Source organism: Paenibacillus pinisoli (genome assembly GCF_003605435.1).
GTDB classification, from domain to species: domain Bacteria; phylum Bacillota; class Bacilli; order Paenibacillales; family Paenibacillaceae; genus Pristimantibacillus; species Pristimantibacillus pinisoli.
The window spans coordinates 1073147-1088926 of sequence record NZ_QXQB01000001.1 but is presented as its reverse complement, the minus strand read 5'-3'; the positions used below and the strand labels follow the sequence as shown (position 1 = coordinate 1088926).

At 51.9% G+C, this 15780-nt stretch carries 9 protein-coding genes; 7 read left to right on the top strand and 2 right to left on the bottom strand.

Features of this window, described 5'->3' with window-relative positions; genetic code table 11:
• The first annotated feature begins 6 nt into the window (after positions 1 to 6).
• The 5 genes from D3P09_RS05125 to D3P09_RS05105 all read left to right on the top strand — a co-directional run bounded on the left by D3P09_RS05125 (position 7) and on the right by D3P09_RS05105 (position 9331).
• Positions 7 to 939: a peptidase U32 family protein gene (locus tag D3P09_RS05125; protein ID WP_120107749.1), complete on the top strand. Its 933-nt coding sequence runs from the start codon at positions 7 to 9 to the stop codon at positions 937 to 939.
• Positions 940 to 969: 30 nt separating this feature from the next.
• Entirely contained in the window at positions 970 to 2226 is a 1257-nt protein-coding gene (locus D3P09_RS05120) for a peptidase U32 family protein (RefSeq protein WP_120107747.1), read from the top strand.
• 436 nt (positions 2227 to 2662) lie between these two features.
• A complete protein-coding gene (locus D3P09_RS05115) occupies positions 2663 to 4606 on the top strand; it encodes a methyl-accepting chemotaxis protein (RefSeq protein ID WP_243643907.1) in 1944 nt (647 codons plus the stop codon).
• A gap of 203 nt (positions 4607 to 4809) precedes the next feature.
• Positions 4810 to 6963: a methyl-accepting chemotaxis protein gene (locus tag D3P09_RS05110; protein WP_120107746.1), complete on the top strand. Its 2154-nt coding sequence runs from the start codon at positions 4810 to 4812 to the stop codon at positions 6961 to 6963.
• A gap of 187 nt (positions 6964 to 7150) precedes the next feature.
• Positions 7151 to 9331 carry a methyl-accepting chemotaxis protein gene (locus D3P09_RS05105; protein WP_243643906.1) on the top strand — a complete coding sequence of 727 codons (2181 nt, stop codon included), beginning with the start codon at positions 7151 to 7153 and terminating at the stop codon, positions 9329 to 9331.
• Positions 9332 to 9490: 159 nt separating this feature from the next.
• Here D3P09_RS05105 and D3P09_RS27575 read toward each other — a convergent pair whose 3' ends face one another.
• Positions 9491 to 9736 carry a hypothetical protein gene (locus tag D3P09_RS27575; protein ID WP_165867315.1) on the bottom strand — a complete coding sequence of 82 codons (246 nt, stop codon included), beginning with the start codon at positions 9734 to 9736 and terminating at the stop codon, positions 9491 to 9493.
• 102 nt (positions 9737 to 9838) lie between these two features.
• Between D3P09_RS27575 and D3P09_RS05100 the strand changes: the two genes are divergently transcribed.
• Positions 9839 to 11647, top strand: coding sequence for a peptidoglycan D,D-transpeptidase FtsI family protein (locus D3P09_RS05100; protein WP_120108534.1), 1809 nt, complete (start codon positions 9839 to 9841; stop codon positions 11645 to 11647).
• 1241 nt (positions 11648 to 12888) lie between these two features.
• On the opposite strand, the gene ytvI is transcribed toward D3P09_RS05100, so the two are convergent.
• Positions 12889 to 14055 (bottom strand): sporulation integral membrane protein YtvI, encoded by a 1167-nt coding sequence (ytvI, locus tag D3P09_RS05095; protein WP_120107744.1) that lies wholly within the window; start codon positions 14053 to 14055, stop codon positions 12889 to 12891.
• 182 nt (positions 14056 to 14237) lie between these two features.
• Between ytvI and D3P09_RS05090 the strand changes: the two genes are divergently transcribed.
• Positions 14238 to 15644, top strand: a complete 1407-nt coding sequence (locus D3P09_RS05090; protein ID WP_120107743.1) for a polysaccharide deacetylase family protein — start codon at positions 14238 to 14240, stop codon at positions 15642 to 15644.
• Positions 15645 to 15780 lie beyond the last annotated feature (136 nt).

Sequence of the window (15780 nt, the reverse complement as noted above, 5' to 3'; positions counted from 1 at the left end):
ACGACAATGACGTACAGACCCGAATTGCTTGCTACCGCATCGTCTCTTGAAGAGCTGTCCCGGCTATTAGCGGCCGGCGCAGACGCGTTCGTCATCGGCGAGTCCCGTTACGGGACTCGCCTTGCCGGTGAATTCACAAGAGAAATGATGAAGGAAGCCGTAAGCCTGGCTCATGCGGAAGGCGCCCGAATCTATGCGGCAGTCAACAATATTATCGATAACGCTCTGCTTCCGGACTTGCCGGATTATGTGGCGTTTCTCCATGAAGCAGGGGTGGACGCCATCGTATTCGGCGATCCCGCTGTGCTGATGGCTGCCAAAGCTCACGCCCCTGGCATGGCGCTGCACTGGAATACGGAGATGACTTCCACGAACTATGCGACTGCCGAGTACTGGGCGCGCAGAGGCGCAACGCGCTACGTGCTGGCGCGCGAGCTGAATATGGAGCAGATTGAAGACACGAAGGCCAAGTCGAAGCTGGAGATTCAGGTCCAGGTGCATGGCATGACGAATATCTATCATTCCAAGCGTTCTCTGGTGCAGAGCTATCTGGAGCACAAAGAGGATCCTGAGCGCATACCGGACGCCGAGCTGGAGCGCGGCTTGTACATGATGGAAGCGGATCGTCCCGACGAGCGTTATCCGATCTATGAGGATGAGAGCGGCACGCATGTGATGAGCTCCAGCGATATCTGCATGCTGGAGAATATGCAGGAGCTGCTTGCTGCAGGGGTCGACAGCTTCAAGATTGAGGGCATCATGAAGCCGATTGAATACAATGAGCGAGTCATCAGCGCCTATCGCAAAGCGATTGATGCTTATCTCGCCGATCCCGCAGGCTATCGCTTCCAGGAGGAGTGGCTGGACTCGATCAAGGAATTGCAGGACCCGAAGCGCGAGCTGAGCTACGGCTTCTTTTATAAGGAACAGGTATACTGACGCGGATTTATGCAGGAGGTGTGAAGCAAGATGACTACAGGCACAAAAACAAAGCCCCGTTACCAGGGCAAGCGCAACAGGCTGGACCGGCCGGAGCTGCTTGCTCCGGCTGGCAATCTGGAGAAGCTGAAATTCGCAATTCATTACGGTGCGGACGCCGTCTATATCGGCGGGCAGAAGTACGGCCTGCGTTCCAATGCGGACAACTTCAGCTTCGAAGAGATGAGAGAAGGCGTCGAGTTTGCCAATCGCTACGGCGCGAAGGTGTTCGTCGCTACCAATATTTATGCGCATAATGAGGATATCGAAGGCATCGAGGAGTACTTGCGCAAGCTGGAGGAAGTCGGCATCTCGGCCATTATCGCGGCAGATCCGATCATTATCGAGACGGCGCAGCGCGTCGCGCCGAAGCTGGAGGTGCATCTGAGCACGCAGCAATCGACGATGAACTGGCAAGCGGTCAAGTTCTGGAAGGATGAAGGACTCCCGCGTGTCGTGCTGGCTCGTGAGACCAGCTTTGAGGAAATTGAAGAGATCAAGAAGAATGTTGATATCGAGATTGAAGCCTTTATACACGGGGCCATGTGCTCGTCTTATTCCGGACGTTGTGTCTTGTCGAATCACTTCACCGACCGGGATTCCAACCGCGGCGGCTGCTGCCAGTCTTGCAGATGGAAGTACGACTTGTTCGTGGACGATGCGCCGATGTATGAGCAAGGCGAAGATCAATTCACGATGGGCTCGAAGGACCTGTGCATGATCGAATATATGCCGGAGCTGATTGAAGTTGGCGTAGACAGCTTCAAAATCGAAGGCCGAATGAAAAGCATTCATTATGTGGCGACGGTCGTCAATGTCTATCGCCAGGCGATCGATGCTTATTTTGCCGATCCGGAAGGATATGTGCTTAAGCGGGAGTGGGTCGAGGAGATCAACAAAGCCGCGAACCGTCCGCTGAATACAGGGTTCTTCCTGGATACGCCGGGCACGGAGGATCATATTTACGGCCCTGAGGATAAAGCGGCTCCGTATGATTTTGCCGGTATTGTGCTGGATTACGATGATTGCACGGGCTTTGCTACGCTGCAGCAGCGCAATCACTTCAAGGTAGGTCAGGAAGTCGAATTCGTTGGTCCGGGCGGCACGTTCTTCAAGCAGACGGTGACGGAGCTGACGGATGAGGCAGGCGCGTCTCTGGATGTAGCTAGACATCCGATGCAGGTTGTACGCGTACGTACGCTTAAGCCGGTTAAGGCGATGGATATGATGCGCAAAAAAATCCGCTAGCCATTTTATAGTAGAATTTAGAAGATATCCAACATAAAGGCATAATAAACCCTTGACCGTATCGGTTAAGGGTTTATTTGTATTTTTACCGTTGACAATCGGGACTGTATGCCTAAATAATAGAACCTAAGAACTAATTGCTGCATTTGAGTCGTTTTGTCTAAAGCTGTTGTTCATTTGATGTTCTGTACCACAACAAATAAGGTGGGTGTCAAGTATGTTGACAATGATGGAGCAAAACGGCAGTAAATCCGGGCGGGGAAAAGATGATTCACAAAGGAAAAAGGCGGATGGACAAAAAATACATAAACCGGCGTCATTTAATGTTACGCGAATGTGGTCATCTGTAGGTTTTAAATTATTTATTATTATTTTTGTCGGCATATTAGCCTGTGTATTGACGGTAGGCCTTATTTCCTATTCCGAGGCCAAGCAAATGGTAGAAGACAATGTGTCGGAAGCCAGTCACCAGACCATTGTGCAAGCGTCAGATAACTTGGATGTTGTATTCAAGACCTATGAGGATTTTACGATGCAGCTGTTGGTGGACAAAGAGTTTTTTGCGCTGGCCCGTAATATTGCGGGACATGAGGACGAATCGGTCCGTTATTCGTCGGCGAAGGCTTTGTCGGACAAGTTCCGCGCATATTCGCTTAGCCAGCAGTCGGTAAAGGGAATGATGCTTCTGCCGGTGAGGCAAGGGCTTCATGTGGTCGCCTCCGGCTCCTCGCTCAGTACGAAAGCCGAGACGCTTAAGGATTCGGACTGGTACCGCAAAACCTTGGAGCTGAACGGCAAAACGCTATGGATTGCCCCGCAAGAGGGCGGAATTTCATATGATTCGAAGACGCCTACCATTGGCCTTAGCCGGCTGATGAAGGACGGAGTGTCGAGCGAGGCGTCATATATCCTGCTGCTGGAGATGGACGCGGCTACGTTCAGCGGCCGATATGCAAGCGTTGAGCTTGGCGAAGGGAGTGCGCTTGCAATCATTGACGGCGAAGGCAAATACGTGCTGGCAGAGGACGCTTCGCTTATCGGACAAGAGGCTTCCATTACCCTGCCTGCGGAGAATTCGAAGCTGGCACATGGATCTTGGAAGGGCATGACTTCAGACGGCAGCGAGGTGCTGGCGGTGTACAAGACCTTCCAGGCGATGGATTGGAAGCTTGTCGGCACGATTCCGGTGAAGACGCTTACTAAGGATGCGGAAGCGATTCGCAGCCTGACGTGGATTACAGCGCTGGCTGCGGCTTTGATTGCCGTCGCCATAGGCGCGCTCGTGATCATGATGATCGCCAGGCCGCTCGTGAAGCTGCGCAATCTCATGCTGCAGGGAGCGGACGGCAATCTGGCCGTACGCTCCTCGATTCGGAAGCGCCGGGATGAAATTGGGGCATTAAGCGACAGCTTCAACCGCATGATGCTGCAGATGTCTGAGCTGGCCCATGAGGCAACACATTCTGCTCAAGCAGTGCTCTCTACCGCTTCCAGACTGTCGGACGCATCGCTTAAAACTTCCTCCGCAGCGAAGGAGATCGCCGTAGCGACGGAGGAAATTGCCGGCGGGGCCTCCAATCTGGCGGCAGAAGCCGAGCGAGGCAGCCAGTTGACTGGACACATCGATGCAGGCATGAAGCAGGTGATGTCAGCCAGCGGGATTATGCTTGCATCTGCGGCACAGGTGGAGCGGGCTAGCGAGCAGGGAACGGCTTATATGGAGCAATTGCTGGAGAAGACCGGCTTAACGGAAGCGATGACAAGCTCAATGGCCGAGAAGGTAGAGGCGCTTAAGGACAGCACGGCATCTATATCGGGCATTCTGGAAGTGTTGAACCAACTGACGAAACAAACCAATATCTTATCCTTGAATGCAGCGATAGAAGCTGCACGCGCAGGCACGGCGGGCAAAGGATTTATGGTCGTTGCCGATGAAATCCGCAAGCTCGCGGAGCAATCCCGCCAATCGATCGAGATTGTAGCGCGCACGACGGATACGATCCGCCATGGGATTGAGGAGACGGTGCAAGTGCTGTCGCAGGCCTATCCGATCTTCCGGGAGCAGATCGGCTCCGTGAAGGAAGCGAATGGCATATTCATCAGCGTGCAGCAGCAGATGGAGCAGTTCGTGAATGGACTCGGCAGCGTGACCCATTCAGTAGCTGAGCTGGAGCATTCACAGGCGGCGTTGTCCGAGGCGATGCTGAGCGTAAGCTCGGTTGCGGACCAGTCCTCGGCAACAAGCGAGGAAGTGGCGTCTCTCAGCCATGAGCAGCTAAGCATTAGCGAGCATCTGGTCAGCTTGTCCGGAGAGCTGAATGAAGTGTCGAGCAGGCTTAAGGAATCGCTAGCCCAATTCAACATGGGGGAACGTGTTTGATCCAAGCGATTTAATTCGAAAATGCAGCCCTATTCCGCGGCGAAGAACAGCCGGTTATGCGGAATAGGGTTTTTTCTCTACTAATTGACAAGAAACCAACAATATCAAATAATAGGAAATAGACTACATACATTGTTCGGCATAATTCGCTAAAGAAAACGGATCGTATTCGTTTCACCAAATTAAAGGCGGTGCTTGCCATCATGGCCGGTAAAGAGAAAAAGCTGCTTCATGCCATTCCGAAGGAGACTGGGAGTAAGGAAGGAAGAATTGAAACCGATTACATTAAGGATGCGTCGATATGGCGCTCGTTCCTGACGAGCCCATTTAAATCCGTAGGCTTGAAAATATTTATTGCGATTGTCGGAAGCATACTGGCCTGTGTGCTTACAGTCGGGCTTTTGGCCTATTCTGAGGCTAAGTCGCTGGTAGAGAAGAAGGTATCGGATGCAAGCCTGCAGACAGTCAATCAGGTTGCCAGCAATCTGGATGTTATTTTCAAGTCCTATGAGGACTTGTCTCTACAATTATTGATAGATAAAGACTTTCATTCTATTGTCAGCCAGCTGGCCACGAGCAATGACGATTATGAGAAGTTCGAGGCAGCAAGAAGGCTTGGCGACAAGATGCAAGGCTATACGCTCGGCAATAGCTCGATAAAGGGCGTTATGCTGCTCCCGTTAACCGAAAAACTGCATGTTGTAGCTGCCGGTTCCTCGCTGACGACCCGTGCCGAGGCGATGACAAAGACAGAGTGGTATCAGAAAACAATTGAGCTGAACGGCAAGGTGAATTGGGTTGCTCCGCAGCCGACAGGCATATCGATGCTGTCCGATAAGCCTACGATCGCGCTGACCAGACTGCTGAAGAATACGGTATCCAGCGAAGCCGGCTATATGCTGGTCATGGAGATTGAAGCCGATACAATCGCGAGCCGTTACAAGGATGTTGTTCTTGGAGATGAAAGCGAGCTTGCCATAATAGACGGCAACGGAAATTATGTCATTGCGGCTGATCAAGCGAAGGTTGGAAAAACGGCAAATATCAGCCTGCCGGTATCCGGGGAACAGGCGCTTGCGGGTTCGCCTAAGCTGTATACGACGGAAGGCATCGAGGTGCTGGCCGTCTATCAGAAGCTTCAATCGATGGATTGGAGAATAGCGGGAACGATCCCGGTGAAGCAACTTGTGAAGGACGCCGAATCGATTCGCGAGCTTACGCTAGTGACGGCGCTGGCCGCTATTGTGCTGGCTATTGCAATCGGCGTGCTGGTCATTATAGCAATTGCCAAGCCGCTTGTTAAGATTTGCAGCTTGATGATGGAGGGCGCGCGAGGCAATCTGACGGTCCGCTCGACAATCCGCAAGCGGCAGGACGAGATCGGGACGCTGAGCGTAAGCTTCAATGCGATGATGGACCAAATTACGGGACTGGCCAAGCAGACCACCAGATCGGCGGAAGATGTGCTGCAGACCGCTTCCGAGCTGACGGAGGCTTCGCGCAAGACATCGGCTGCCGCCAGAGAGATTGCCGCAGCTACGGAAGAGATCGCGGGCGGCGCTACCAGCCTGGCAGTAGAAGCAGAGAAGGGCAACGAGCTAGCCGTCCATATCAATGAACAGATGAGGCAGGTCATCGCTGCGAATGAAGAAATGGTCGGCTCTGCCGCAAGCGTAGAGAGGTCGAGCGAGCAAGGGACCGACGATATGCAGGCGCTAATTCTCAAGACGGGCATGACGGAAGAGATGACGCGCTCCATGGTGGAGAAGGTTGATGCGCTCAAGGAAAGCACCGGCTCGATTGTGAAAATATTGGATGTGCTGAACAATCTGACAAAGCAGACTAACATTCTGTCGCTCAATGCTACGATCGAAGCGGCCAGGGCGGGCTCGGCTGGCAAAGGCTTTATGGTAGTCGCCGACGAGATCCGGCAGCTCGCCGACCAATCGCGGCAATCCATTGATATCGTCGCACAGATTACGAGCAAGATCAGGTCTGAGATCGATGAAACCGTGCATGTGCTGACCGAGGCTTATCCTTTGTTCCATGAGCAGATCTCGTCTGTGAAGGAGGCGAGCGGCATATTCGTCAGCGTACAGGAGCAGATGGCGCACTTCGCCGAGCGGCTGGATGGCGCAACAAGCTCTATCGGCCAGTTGGAGCGGTCGCAGCAAGTGCTTAATGAAGCCATGACCAATGTCAGCACTGTAGCGGAAGAAGCCTCAGCTACATCCGAGGAAGTGGCATCTCTCAGCAGCGAGCAGCTTCATATCAGCAACAATCTGGTGCAGCTGTCCGAGAAGCTGGATGCCGTATCGCGCGGACTGAAGGATTCGCTTTCCCAATTCAAGCTTTAGACATTGATAGAATCGCCTAAAATAGGACTGATTGGATACTTCGGTATATTCAGTCCTATTTTTTTGTTTAAAGTATTATGATTGAGATGTTAAATGACGATAAATCTAGTAGTATCGTTCTATGGATGTAGGCTTTAATACACATTACATATGAGGATTTCATACTACAAAGGCGGTGTCTACCTTCATGCCGGGTACAAAGGGAAAGAAAAAGGAAAAAGAAATGGTGAACAAACAGCAAGGCGAAAGCAAGCAAGAGAGCGCTAATAAATCAAGCGCCAGCATTAAGTCGACAGCACAATGGGTGAAAAGCGGCCTGAAAGATGCGAATTTCTCCAATCCGGTGAAATCGGTCGGGCTTAAGCTTTTCTTTATAATTATTGTTAGTATTGTTGCATGCGTATTGACTGTCGGGCTGATTGCTTACAGCCAAGCCAAAAATCTCGTTGAGAAAAACGTGTCGGAAGCCAGCTATCAGACGGTTAACCAGGTGACGAACAACCTGGATATCGTATTCCAGTCTTATGCGGACCTGACTCTTCAAATGCTGATCGACAAAGAACTGCAGACAGAATTGAAAGTTCTATCTACAACCAATGATTCTTACGATATTCTGCAATCCAGCAGAACGATATCTGATCGTATGTCCACCTATATTATGGGCAACACGACGATTACCGGTGCCGCGATTATTTCGACGGACGAAGAAGACGGCGTTGTTACAGCCGGCAACAACAATGGATATAAGGGCGATACACTGACCAAGACGGACTGGTTCCAGAAGACTCTTGAGCAGGATGGCAGACTGGTATGGATCGAGCCTAGCGGCACAGGCATCATTGCTTCCAAGTCTCCTAACTCTATCGGATTGGCGCGTGTCATAAAGGCGGCAAGCACACCGTATGTCCTGGTTATGGAAGTCAACCTGGAAGCCGTCCTGAAGCGATACCAGGATGTGCAGCTTGGCGAAGGCAGCACGCTGGCTATCGTTAATGGCGCAGGACAATATGTAGTGAATGATGATCTGTCGAAGCTGGGCGAGCCGCATATCGTGACGCTTCCTACTGAAGGCGAAGAGGCCAAGTCTGACAGCAAGAAGATGACTACAGTAGAAGGCTCCAGCGTTCTTGCAGCGTACCAGACGTCAGAGATTACCGGCTGGAGATTTGTTGCCACGATTCCGGTTGAGAAGCTGGTTGAGCAAGCGTCGATCATTAGCAAGCTGACTTGGCTGATGGTTGGCCTGGCGACGATTATCGCGATTGCGATCGGCGTTCTGGTTGTGCGCACGATTGCCACACCGCTTGTGAAGCTGCGCAACCTGATGGTCGAAGGCGCAAGAGGCAACCTGACGGTACGCTCTACGATTACGAAGCGTCAGGATGAGATCGGCCAGCTGGCTGATAGCTTCAACGATATGATGACGCAGATTACTTCCTTGGCGCTGCAAACGACTCATTCGGCAGCTGAAGTGCTGGAGACTGCATCCGAGCTGACGGACGCATCCAAGAAGACGGCAATCGCAGCAAAAGAAATTGCTGTTGCTACGGATGAGATTGCCAATGGCGCTACAAGCCTTGCCGTAGAAGCAGAGCGCGGCAGCGATCTGACGAATCATATGAATGCGCAGATGAAGGATGTTATCTCTGCGAACGAACAGATGTCTCAGTCCGCTATTGAAGTGGATCAAGCGAGCCAGCAAGGTACAGCTTACATGGGACAATTGATTCAGAAGACGGGACTGACGGAAGAGATGACCCGTTCCATGGTCGAGAAGGTTGATGCATTGAAGGAAAGCACAGGCTCGATTGTGAAAATCCTCGATGTTCTGAACAACCTGACGAAGCAGACGAATATTCTGTCGCTGAATGCCACAATTGAAGCGGCACGCGCAGGCGCAGCGGGCAAAGGCTTTATGGTCGTTGCCGATGAAATCCGCAAGCTCGCGGATCAATCGAAGCAATCGATCGATATTGTCGGCCAGATTACAGCGAAGATTCAAGGCGAGATTGAAGAGACAGTCAACGTGCTGTCGGAAGCTTATCCGCTCTTCCAGGAGCAGATTACATCCGTGAAGGAAGCGAATCAGATTTTCTTGACTGTACAGGCGCAAATGGGCCACTTTGTTGAGAAGCTGGAGCTTGCGACAAGCTCGATTAACCAGTTGGATGAGTCTCAATCCGTATTGTCGGAAGCGATGACGAATGTCAGCGCTGTAGCCGAGGAGTCTTCCGCAACATCCGAGGAAGTTGCTTCGCTTAGCACCGAGCAGCTGAGCATCAGCGATGGATTGGTACGACTGTCCGAGAAGCTAGACTCCGTATCCCGCGGTCTCAAAGATTCGTTGTCGAAGTTCAAAGTACAATAATAGAACGATACTGCTGCAAGCTGTCCCCGAATTCGGGGACAGCTTTTTTGCGCTAATGGGGAATGGTCTGGGTTGCCGCGGGTTTCCGATCAGTACCTCGTATGGGCGGTTTGCTTGTCAATTATGAGTAATTGGGTGTTTATATTGTTTTGGTTTTTGTTATTGTTTTTGTTTTTGTTTTGGTTGTTGTTTTTGTTTTTGTTTTTGTTTTTTTTTTGGTTTAGTTTTTGTTTTTGGTTTTTGGTTTTTGGTGTTGGTTTTGTTTTCGTTATCGTTTTTGGTTTTGTTTAGCTTTTGCTTTTGCTTTTGCTTTTGCTCTGGTTTTTGTTTTTGGTTTTGTTTTTGGTTTAGTTTTGGTTTGTATCCTCGCTTGCAGAAGTTTGGAAGCGTGCCAATCGGCAACAATAGTAAGGAGAGGCTGATGCGTTAATACTTTTTTGGAAGACTGGAAATCGATGAAGGGCGGCGGGACTGTTGATTGCGAAGAGAGCGGGAGCTATTGGCATAATGATTACTCTTATCCTATTGATGTTCGTGGTTCGCATGGCCTGGCTGCAATTGCTTCCGTCTCATATCCCGACCGCTTCGCCCGCGCCAGGAGGACGTGATGGCTGGAAGCGAATGGCGGTTGTGCAGCGGCAGAGAAGCCTTGTGCTCGATACAGGAAGGGGGGATTTCCTCGACCGGAACGGCAAGTCGATTACAGGCGAAACTTATATGACCGTTGTATTGTTCCCTGTACGGCCCGATGTGCGAGGAAGCGAAGAGCAATTAGGCCAGTTGGCTGCGCAGCTGCGGATCTCTAAGGAAGAGCTTCTTCATCGATGGAATGGGATGAAGCAGCCTGATTTCTGGCGGGGGGGATCGGATAAGAATAGCCCGGTCAGGCTTAGCGATGCCCAGGCTAATGCGATTAAAGGCCTCAGGGTAGAAGGCGTCCGTGTGCTTCCGTACCGCAATCGTTATTTGCAGCAATTCGATGCCAAGCATGTGATCGGCTTTACGAGCCAGCATCCGGAATGGCTTATGTCTGCCCATGAGAAAGATATTGCGCTTGGCCGCCGAAAGCTGACAGAGCAGGTAGGCGGATCCGGACTGGAGCGATCGCTCGATAGCCTGCTTCACGGCATCGGGGAGACATCTGTCTCCTATTTCATCGATGGACGCAACGCGCCGCTGCACGGCCTTGATCTGCGGGTCGTTCAACCGAACAACCGTTATTATCCGCTCAAGGTGGTAACGACGATTGATTTGGCGATGCAAAATGAGATTGAGGCTTATGCTGATGCTATGGGCTTGCAAGAAGGAGCGATTGTCGTGCTGGATGCCCGGAACGCTGATATTGTCGCGATGGTGTCAAGGCCAAAGCTGAAGCCCGGGCAATTCAACAGCAGCGACGGCTCGGAATGGCGCAATTATGCGCTGACTGCAGTAGAGCCGGGTTCGATCTATAAACTAGTGACGGCAGCATCCGCGCTGGAGCACGGTGTTGTTGATCCCAAGGAAAAGTTTCATTGCAACGGCCATTACGCCCGCTATGGCTTAACTTGCTGGAAGGAGGGCGGTCATGGCAATCTGACGTTTCAGGAGGGGCTGGCCCAGTCCTGCAATATTGTGTTCGCCACGGTTGCAGAGCGGCTGGAGGCCGAGCAGTTGGACCGTACGGCTGAGGCGCTTGGCGTGAAGGAACGTGTAGGGTGGCATAGCAGCCACGGGTTCGGCCCGTTTCCGAAGCCGCTCAGACTGCTGCCGGAGGAAGAGGCTGGCCGATTATTCGTCGGCGAGCGAAGCGGGGAGGACGGCGGCGTGCGCGTCCAGAGCGGCATCGGGCAGCGTGATGTCCGCATGACGCCTCTGCAGGCTGCGAATTTGATGGTTACGCTCATCCATGGAGGCCGAGTTATGGAGCCGAGAATCGTGAGCGAAGTCCGATACGCGAGCGGAGAGCGAATGGTGGAGCTTTCACCGAGCAAGCTGCCTCTATCTGGCCGCAGCATCCGAACGGATACCGCTATGGCGCTGCTGCGCGGAATGGAGGCGGTCGTCGACCACGGGACAGGACAATCGATCCGGAAGGGAACGTGGAAGGTTGCGGGCAAGTCCGGCACGGCTGAGACCGTGAAAAACGGCGTACCGCTTAACCATCAATGGTTCGCCGGATACGGGCCTGCGTCGAAGCCGCGTTATGCAGTCGCCGTACTAGCCGCCAACCGTCCCATCGGCAGCTCCCACCAAGCGACCAAGCTGTTCCGCGGCGTCATGGACATCGCGGCGAAGCATGTGCATGAAACACATGGGCATGGACATCGCTCCTGAGCAACGTTAGCTGCGATTAACGTGCAAGACGACGTTAAAAAGGCTTGAACGGGCAAATTTGCTGCTGCAAGGTTGCGAGGCGTCGTTACAAGGCAGGAATGAGCTAATTTGGTGCTGTAAGGATTCGAGGCGCCGTTGCAAGACTGGAATGAGCTAATTCAGTGCTGTAAGGTTGCGAGGCGTCGTTACAAGGCAGGAATGAGCTAATTTGGTGCTGTAAGGTTGCGAGGCGTCGCTACAAGGCTTGAGTGAGCTAATTTGGTGTTGTAAGGATTCGAGGCGTCGTTACAAGTCTGGAATGAGCTAATTTGGTGCTGCAAGGTTGCGAGGCGTCGTTACAAGGCAGGAATGAGCTAATTTGGTGTTGTAAGGTTGCGAGGCACCGTTGCAAGACTGGAATGAGCTAATTTGGTGCTGTAGCGTTGTGAGGAACCGTTGCAAGACTGGAATGAGCTAATTTGGTGCTGTAGCGTTATGAGGAACCGTTGCAGGGGAAGAATGAGCTAATTCAGTGCTGTAAGGTTGCGAGGCGTCGTTACAAGGCAGGAATGAGCTAATTTGGAGCTGTAAGGCCGCGAGGCGTCGTTACAAGTCTGGAATGAGCTAATTTGGAGCTGTAAGGTTACGAGGCGTCGTTACAAGTCTGGAATGAGCTAATTTGGTGCTGTAGGCCGAGAAGCGTCGTTATAAGGCAGGAATGAGCTAATTTGGTGCTGCAAGGTTGCGAGGCGTCGTTACAAGGCAGGAACGAGCTTATTTGGTGCTGCAAGATTGTGAGGCGTCGTTACAAGTCTGGAATGAGCTAATTTGGTGCTGCAAGGTTGCGAGACATCGTTACAAGGCAGGAATGAGCTAATTTGGAGCTGTAGCGTTGTGAGGAACTGTTGCAAGACTGGAATGAGCTAATTTGGAGCTGTAGCGTTGTGAGGAACCGTTGCAAGACTGGAATGAGCTAATTTGGTGCTGTAGCGTTGTGAGGAACCGTTGCAAGACTGGGATGAGCTAATTCACTGCTGTAAGGCCGCATGGCGTCGTTACAGGGCAGGAATAAGCTAATTTGGTGCTGCAAGGTTGTGAGGCGTCGTTACAAGTCTGAAATGGGCAAATTCAATGATGTTACGGCTTAGAGCCGCATGTTGGTTTCTCATGGAGATGTAGACCCGCTGCGTGTCTCACCAAACATATCCAAAAAACAAAGCTCCCGCCACTCTGATGAGGACGGGGGCTTCAATATGACGGTGCTATTTTTTCAGCGAATCGATAAAGGTTGTATCTTGTTTGCCGGGCTCTAGCGACCCATCCGCTGCGAGGGCGGGTTCGTCGAATTCGTCGACCGGGGTGCGGATCCAGCGGTGGAAGTAGCCCTGGTCGTACAGCGACTTCACAAGGATGACAAGAATCGGCGACAGGATGACGCCGGCAATGCCGAACAGCGAAAGAGAGATAATCATGAACGCCAGCATGGTGAACGCGGATACGCCCAGCGAATCGCCCGTAATCTTCGGCTCCAGAATTTGCCGGGTCAGAATGACAACCAGCAGCAGAGCAGACAGCCAAATTGCCAGCGATAATTTCCCTACAATAAACAAATAAATAATCCATGGGATGAACAGCGTGCTCACGCCGAGCAGCGGCAGGACGTCGAAGATCGCAGCCACGACCGCAATGATAAAGGCATTGTCTACGCCAAGCAGAATGAGCGCAATCAGAATGACGATGAACGTAATGCTGATCATTTTGGCTTGTGCCTTGATGTACGATGCGATGCCTCTGAATACATTGTCTCTAAGGAAGAAAAAAGCAGTTTTAAAAGTTTTTGGAGTTTTGTCCGTCGCAGCCCGTTTCCAGGTTTTAATTTCAATACTTAAGAAATAAGCTAATATAATCCCGACGACAAAATTGAAAATAAAGGTGGAGAAGGACGATACGTATCCGATCAACCCGTTCAGGAAGGCGCTAACCCACTTCTGCAGATTATCGGTCGCCCCTTTGGTCAAGTTTTTGATCTCTTCCGACAGGCTGATATCATTAGGCAGCTTGTCCAGCTGCTTCTCCAGCTGGGAGGCCAGGTTGCCAATTTGTTCAGCTAGAACGCTTTGGTAACGCGGGAAGTTCTCAATCAGCGCATTTCCTTGCTTCGTAATCAGCACAGCCGCGCCGGAGAAGGCTCCCAGGATGAGCAGTGTGAAGACGAGTATGGATATGCCGGAGGCGATGGATTTTTTCACGCCCCACTTATTCAATCTTTTTGCGAGCGGCTCAATAATGAGGAAGATCAGGAACGCAAAAAAGATTGGAGTGGCGATCTTGTACACATAACTGAAGGTATACATGATCAAGTAGACGGTTAATGCAATGAGGCCAATGTCAAATGCGGTTCTCCAGTATTTTTTGTAGAAAGGCAGCATTCGGTTCCCCTTCTTCCCAATTTCGGGAGCTTGATATGGTTATCTTTCCATTAAGATTGTACTATAGATTTTATGAATTGTGCCTATTTTTTATTTGAGTATGTTACAATTAGAGGTACTGTTGTTGTTTCTGAACCGCTCATCATTCATTGACTATTTCATCAAACGGTGGGGAAAACAAGATGGAAAATTTGTTTTTATGGGGCTTTTATGTCATGACGTTCTACGCCTTTCTCCCTGGCGTGATAAGCCGAACTTTCGGCTTTCGCGTGTTCAAGAAGGGGAAAGTGGATAAGGAGATCGCATTGACATTCGATGACGGGCCAGACCCCGTCTATACGCCGCAGCTGCTGGATTTGCTCACCCGCTATAATGCCAAGGCGACCTTTTTTGTTGTCGGGTCGCACGCGGAGGGGCAAGAGGCGCTGCTGCGACGCATGCAAGAGGAAGGACATACCATCGGCATTCATAATTATGTGCATAAATCGAATTGGGTTATGCGTCCTCGCACGGTAAGGCGGCAGATTGAGAAAACAAACGATATTATAGAGCAGGCTACGGGAACCCGCGCCAGCTTCTACCGGCCGCCATGGGGAATTGTGAATGTGTTCGACTACTCCAACCTTGGCTACTTGCGAATTATTCTATGGTCGGCCATGTTCGGAGATTGGCGCAAGTCGCTAGGCGCCGACCGCCTGAAGAAGCGGATGATGAGGAAACTCCGCCCAGGCGAGGTGCTGCTGCTGCATGACTGCGGCAATACGCTGGGTGCCGATCATGACGCGCCGCGCAATATGCTTATTGCGCTCGAGGCCTACATGGAGGAAGCGACAAAGCGAGGCTATACGTTCGTCGCCATCGAAGAGATGATGAAGCTGACGGATGCGAAGCGTACGATGCGCCGTTCGCTTGGCAAGCGCATGATCATCTCGCTGTGGCTCATGTGGGAGCAGGCGTTCCATACGTTGTTCCGGCTGAAGAAAGTAGGCAACAGCGATACGCCGGCCTTCCATTACCGCGTGACGAAGTACAACGGCGACGATCTGAAGTTCTCGGAAGGCGGCAGCATTGCGAAGGGGGATTCTGTGGCGGAGCTGCACTTCGACAATCGGATGTTGTCCAACATTGCCGCGACGTCCAAGTCTCCTCTGGCGACGGGCATTCGGATGCTGCGAGAAGTGGAGCGGGCGCTGCCGCAGCTCGCGGATCAGCTGTCTGCGGATCCTGACGCGAAGCATATCAAGGCGGTATATGGCGTGACGATGATTCATCGCGGGGCGGACCGGCTGGGCTTTGAGATCTTCAAGCTGAAGGAAGGGCTGTTCGCCAAGTCGACCCGCATCTATCTGAAGCTGCTGCTGAAGGTATTGACTAACACGAAGCAATACAGCAAGGACCGTCAGAAGAAAAGCGAGGTCATATCGCCTCGCATGCTGCTGATGCCTGTGCAGAAGATCGTATCCTATGCGACGGTTCAGACTAGAATAATCAAGGAAGAAGTGGAGCGCGTGACTGATTCGGTAGACCGGGTCATTAGCGGAGCTGCCGAGGAAGCGTCTTCGATGGGTTCGAAGACGACGGCAATCTGACGCGTATCCGATGTGGAAAAGCTGTTCGGTCCGCTTGGCGGGCCGGGCAGCTTTTTTGGTGCTGAGCCTGCAGGCGCTCAGGCCAGGGAGCATGGGTAATAGCTGAAAATAAAAAAGGGACAGCCTGGGGCTGTCC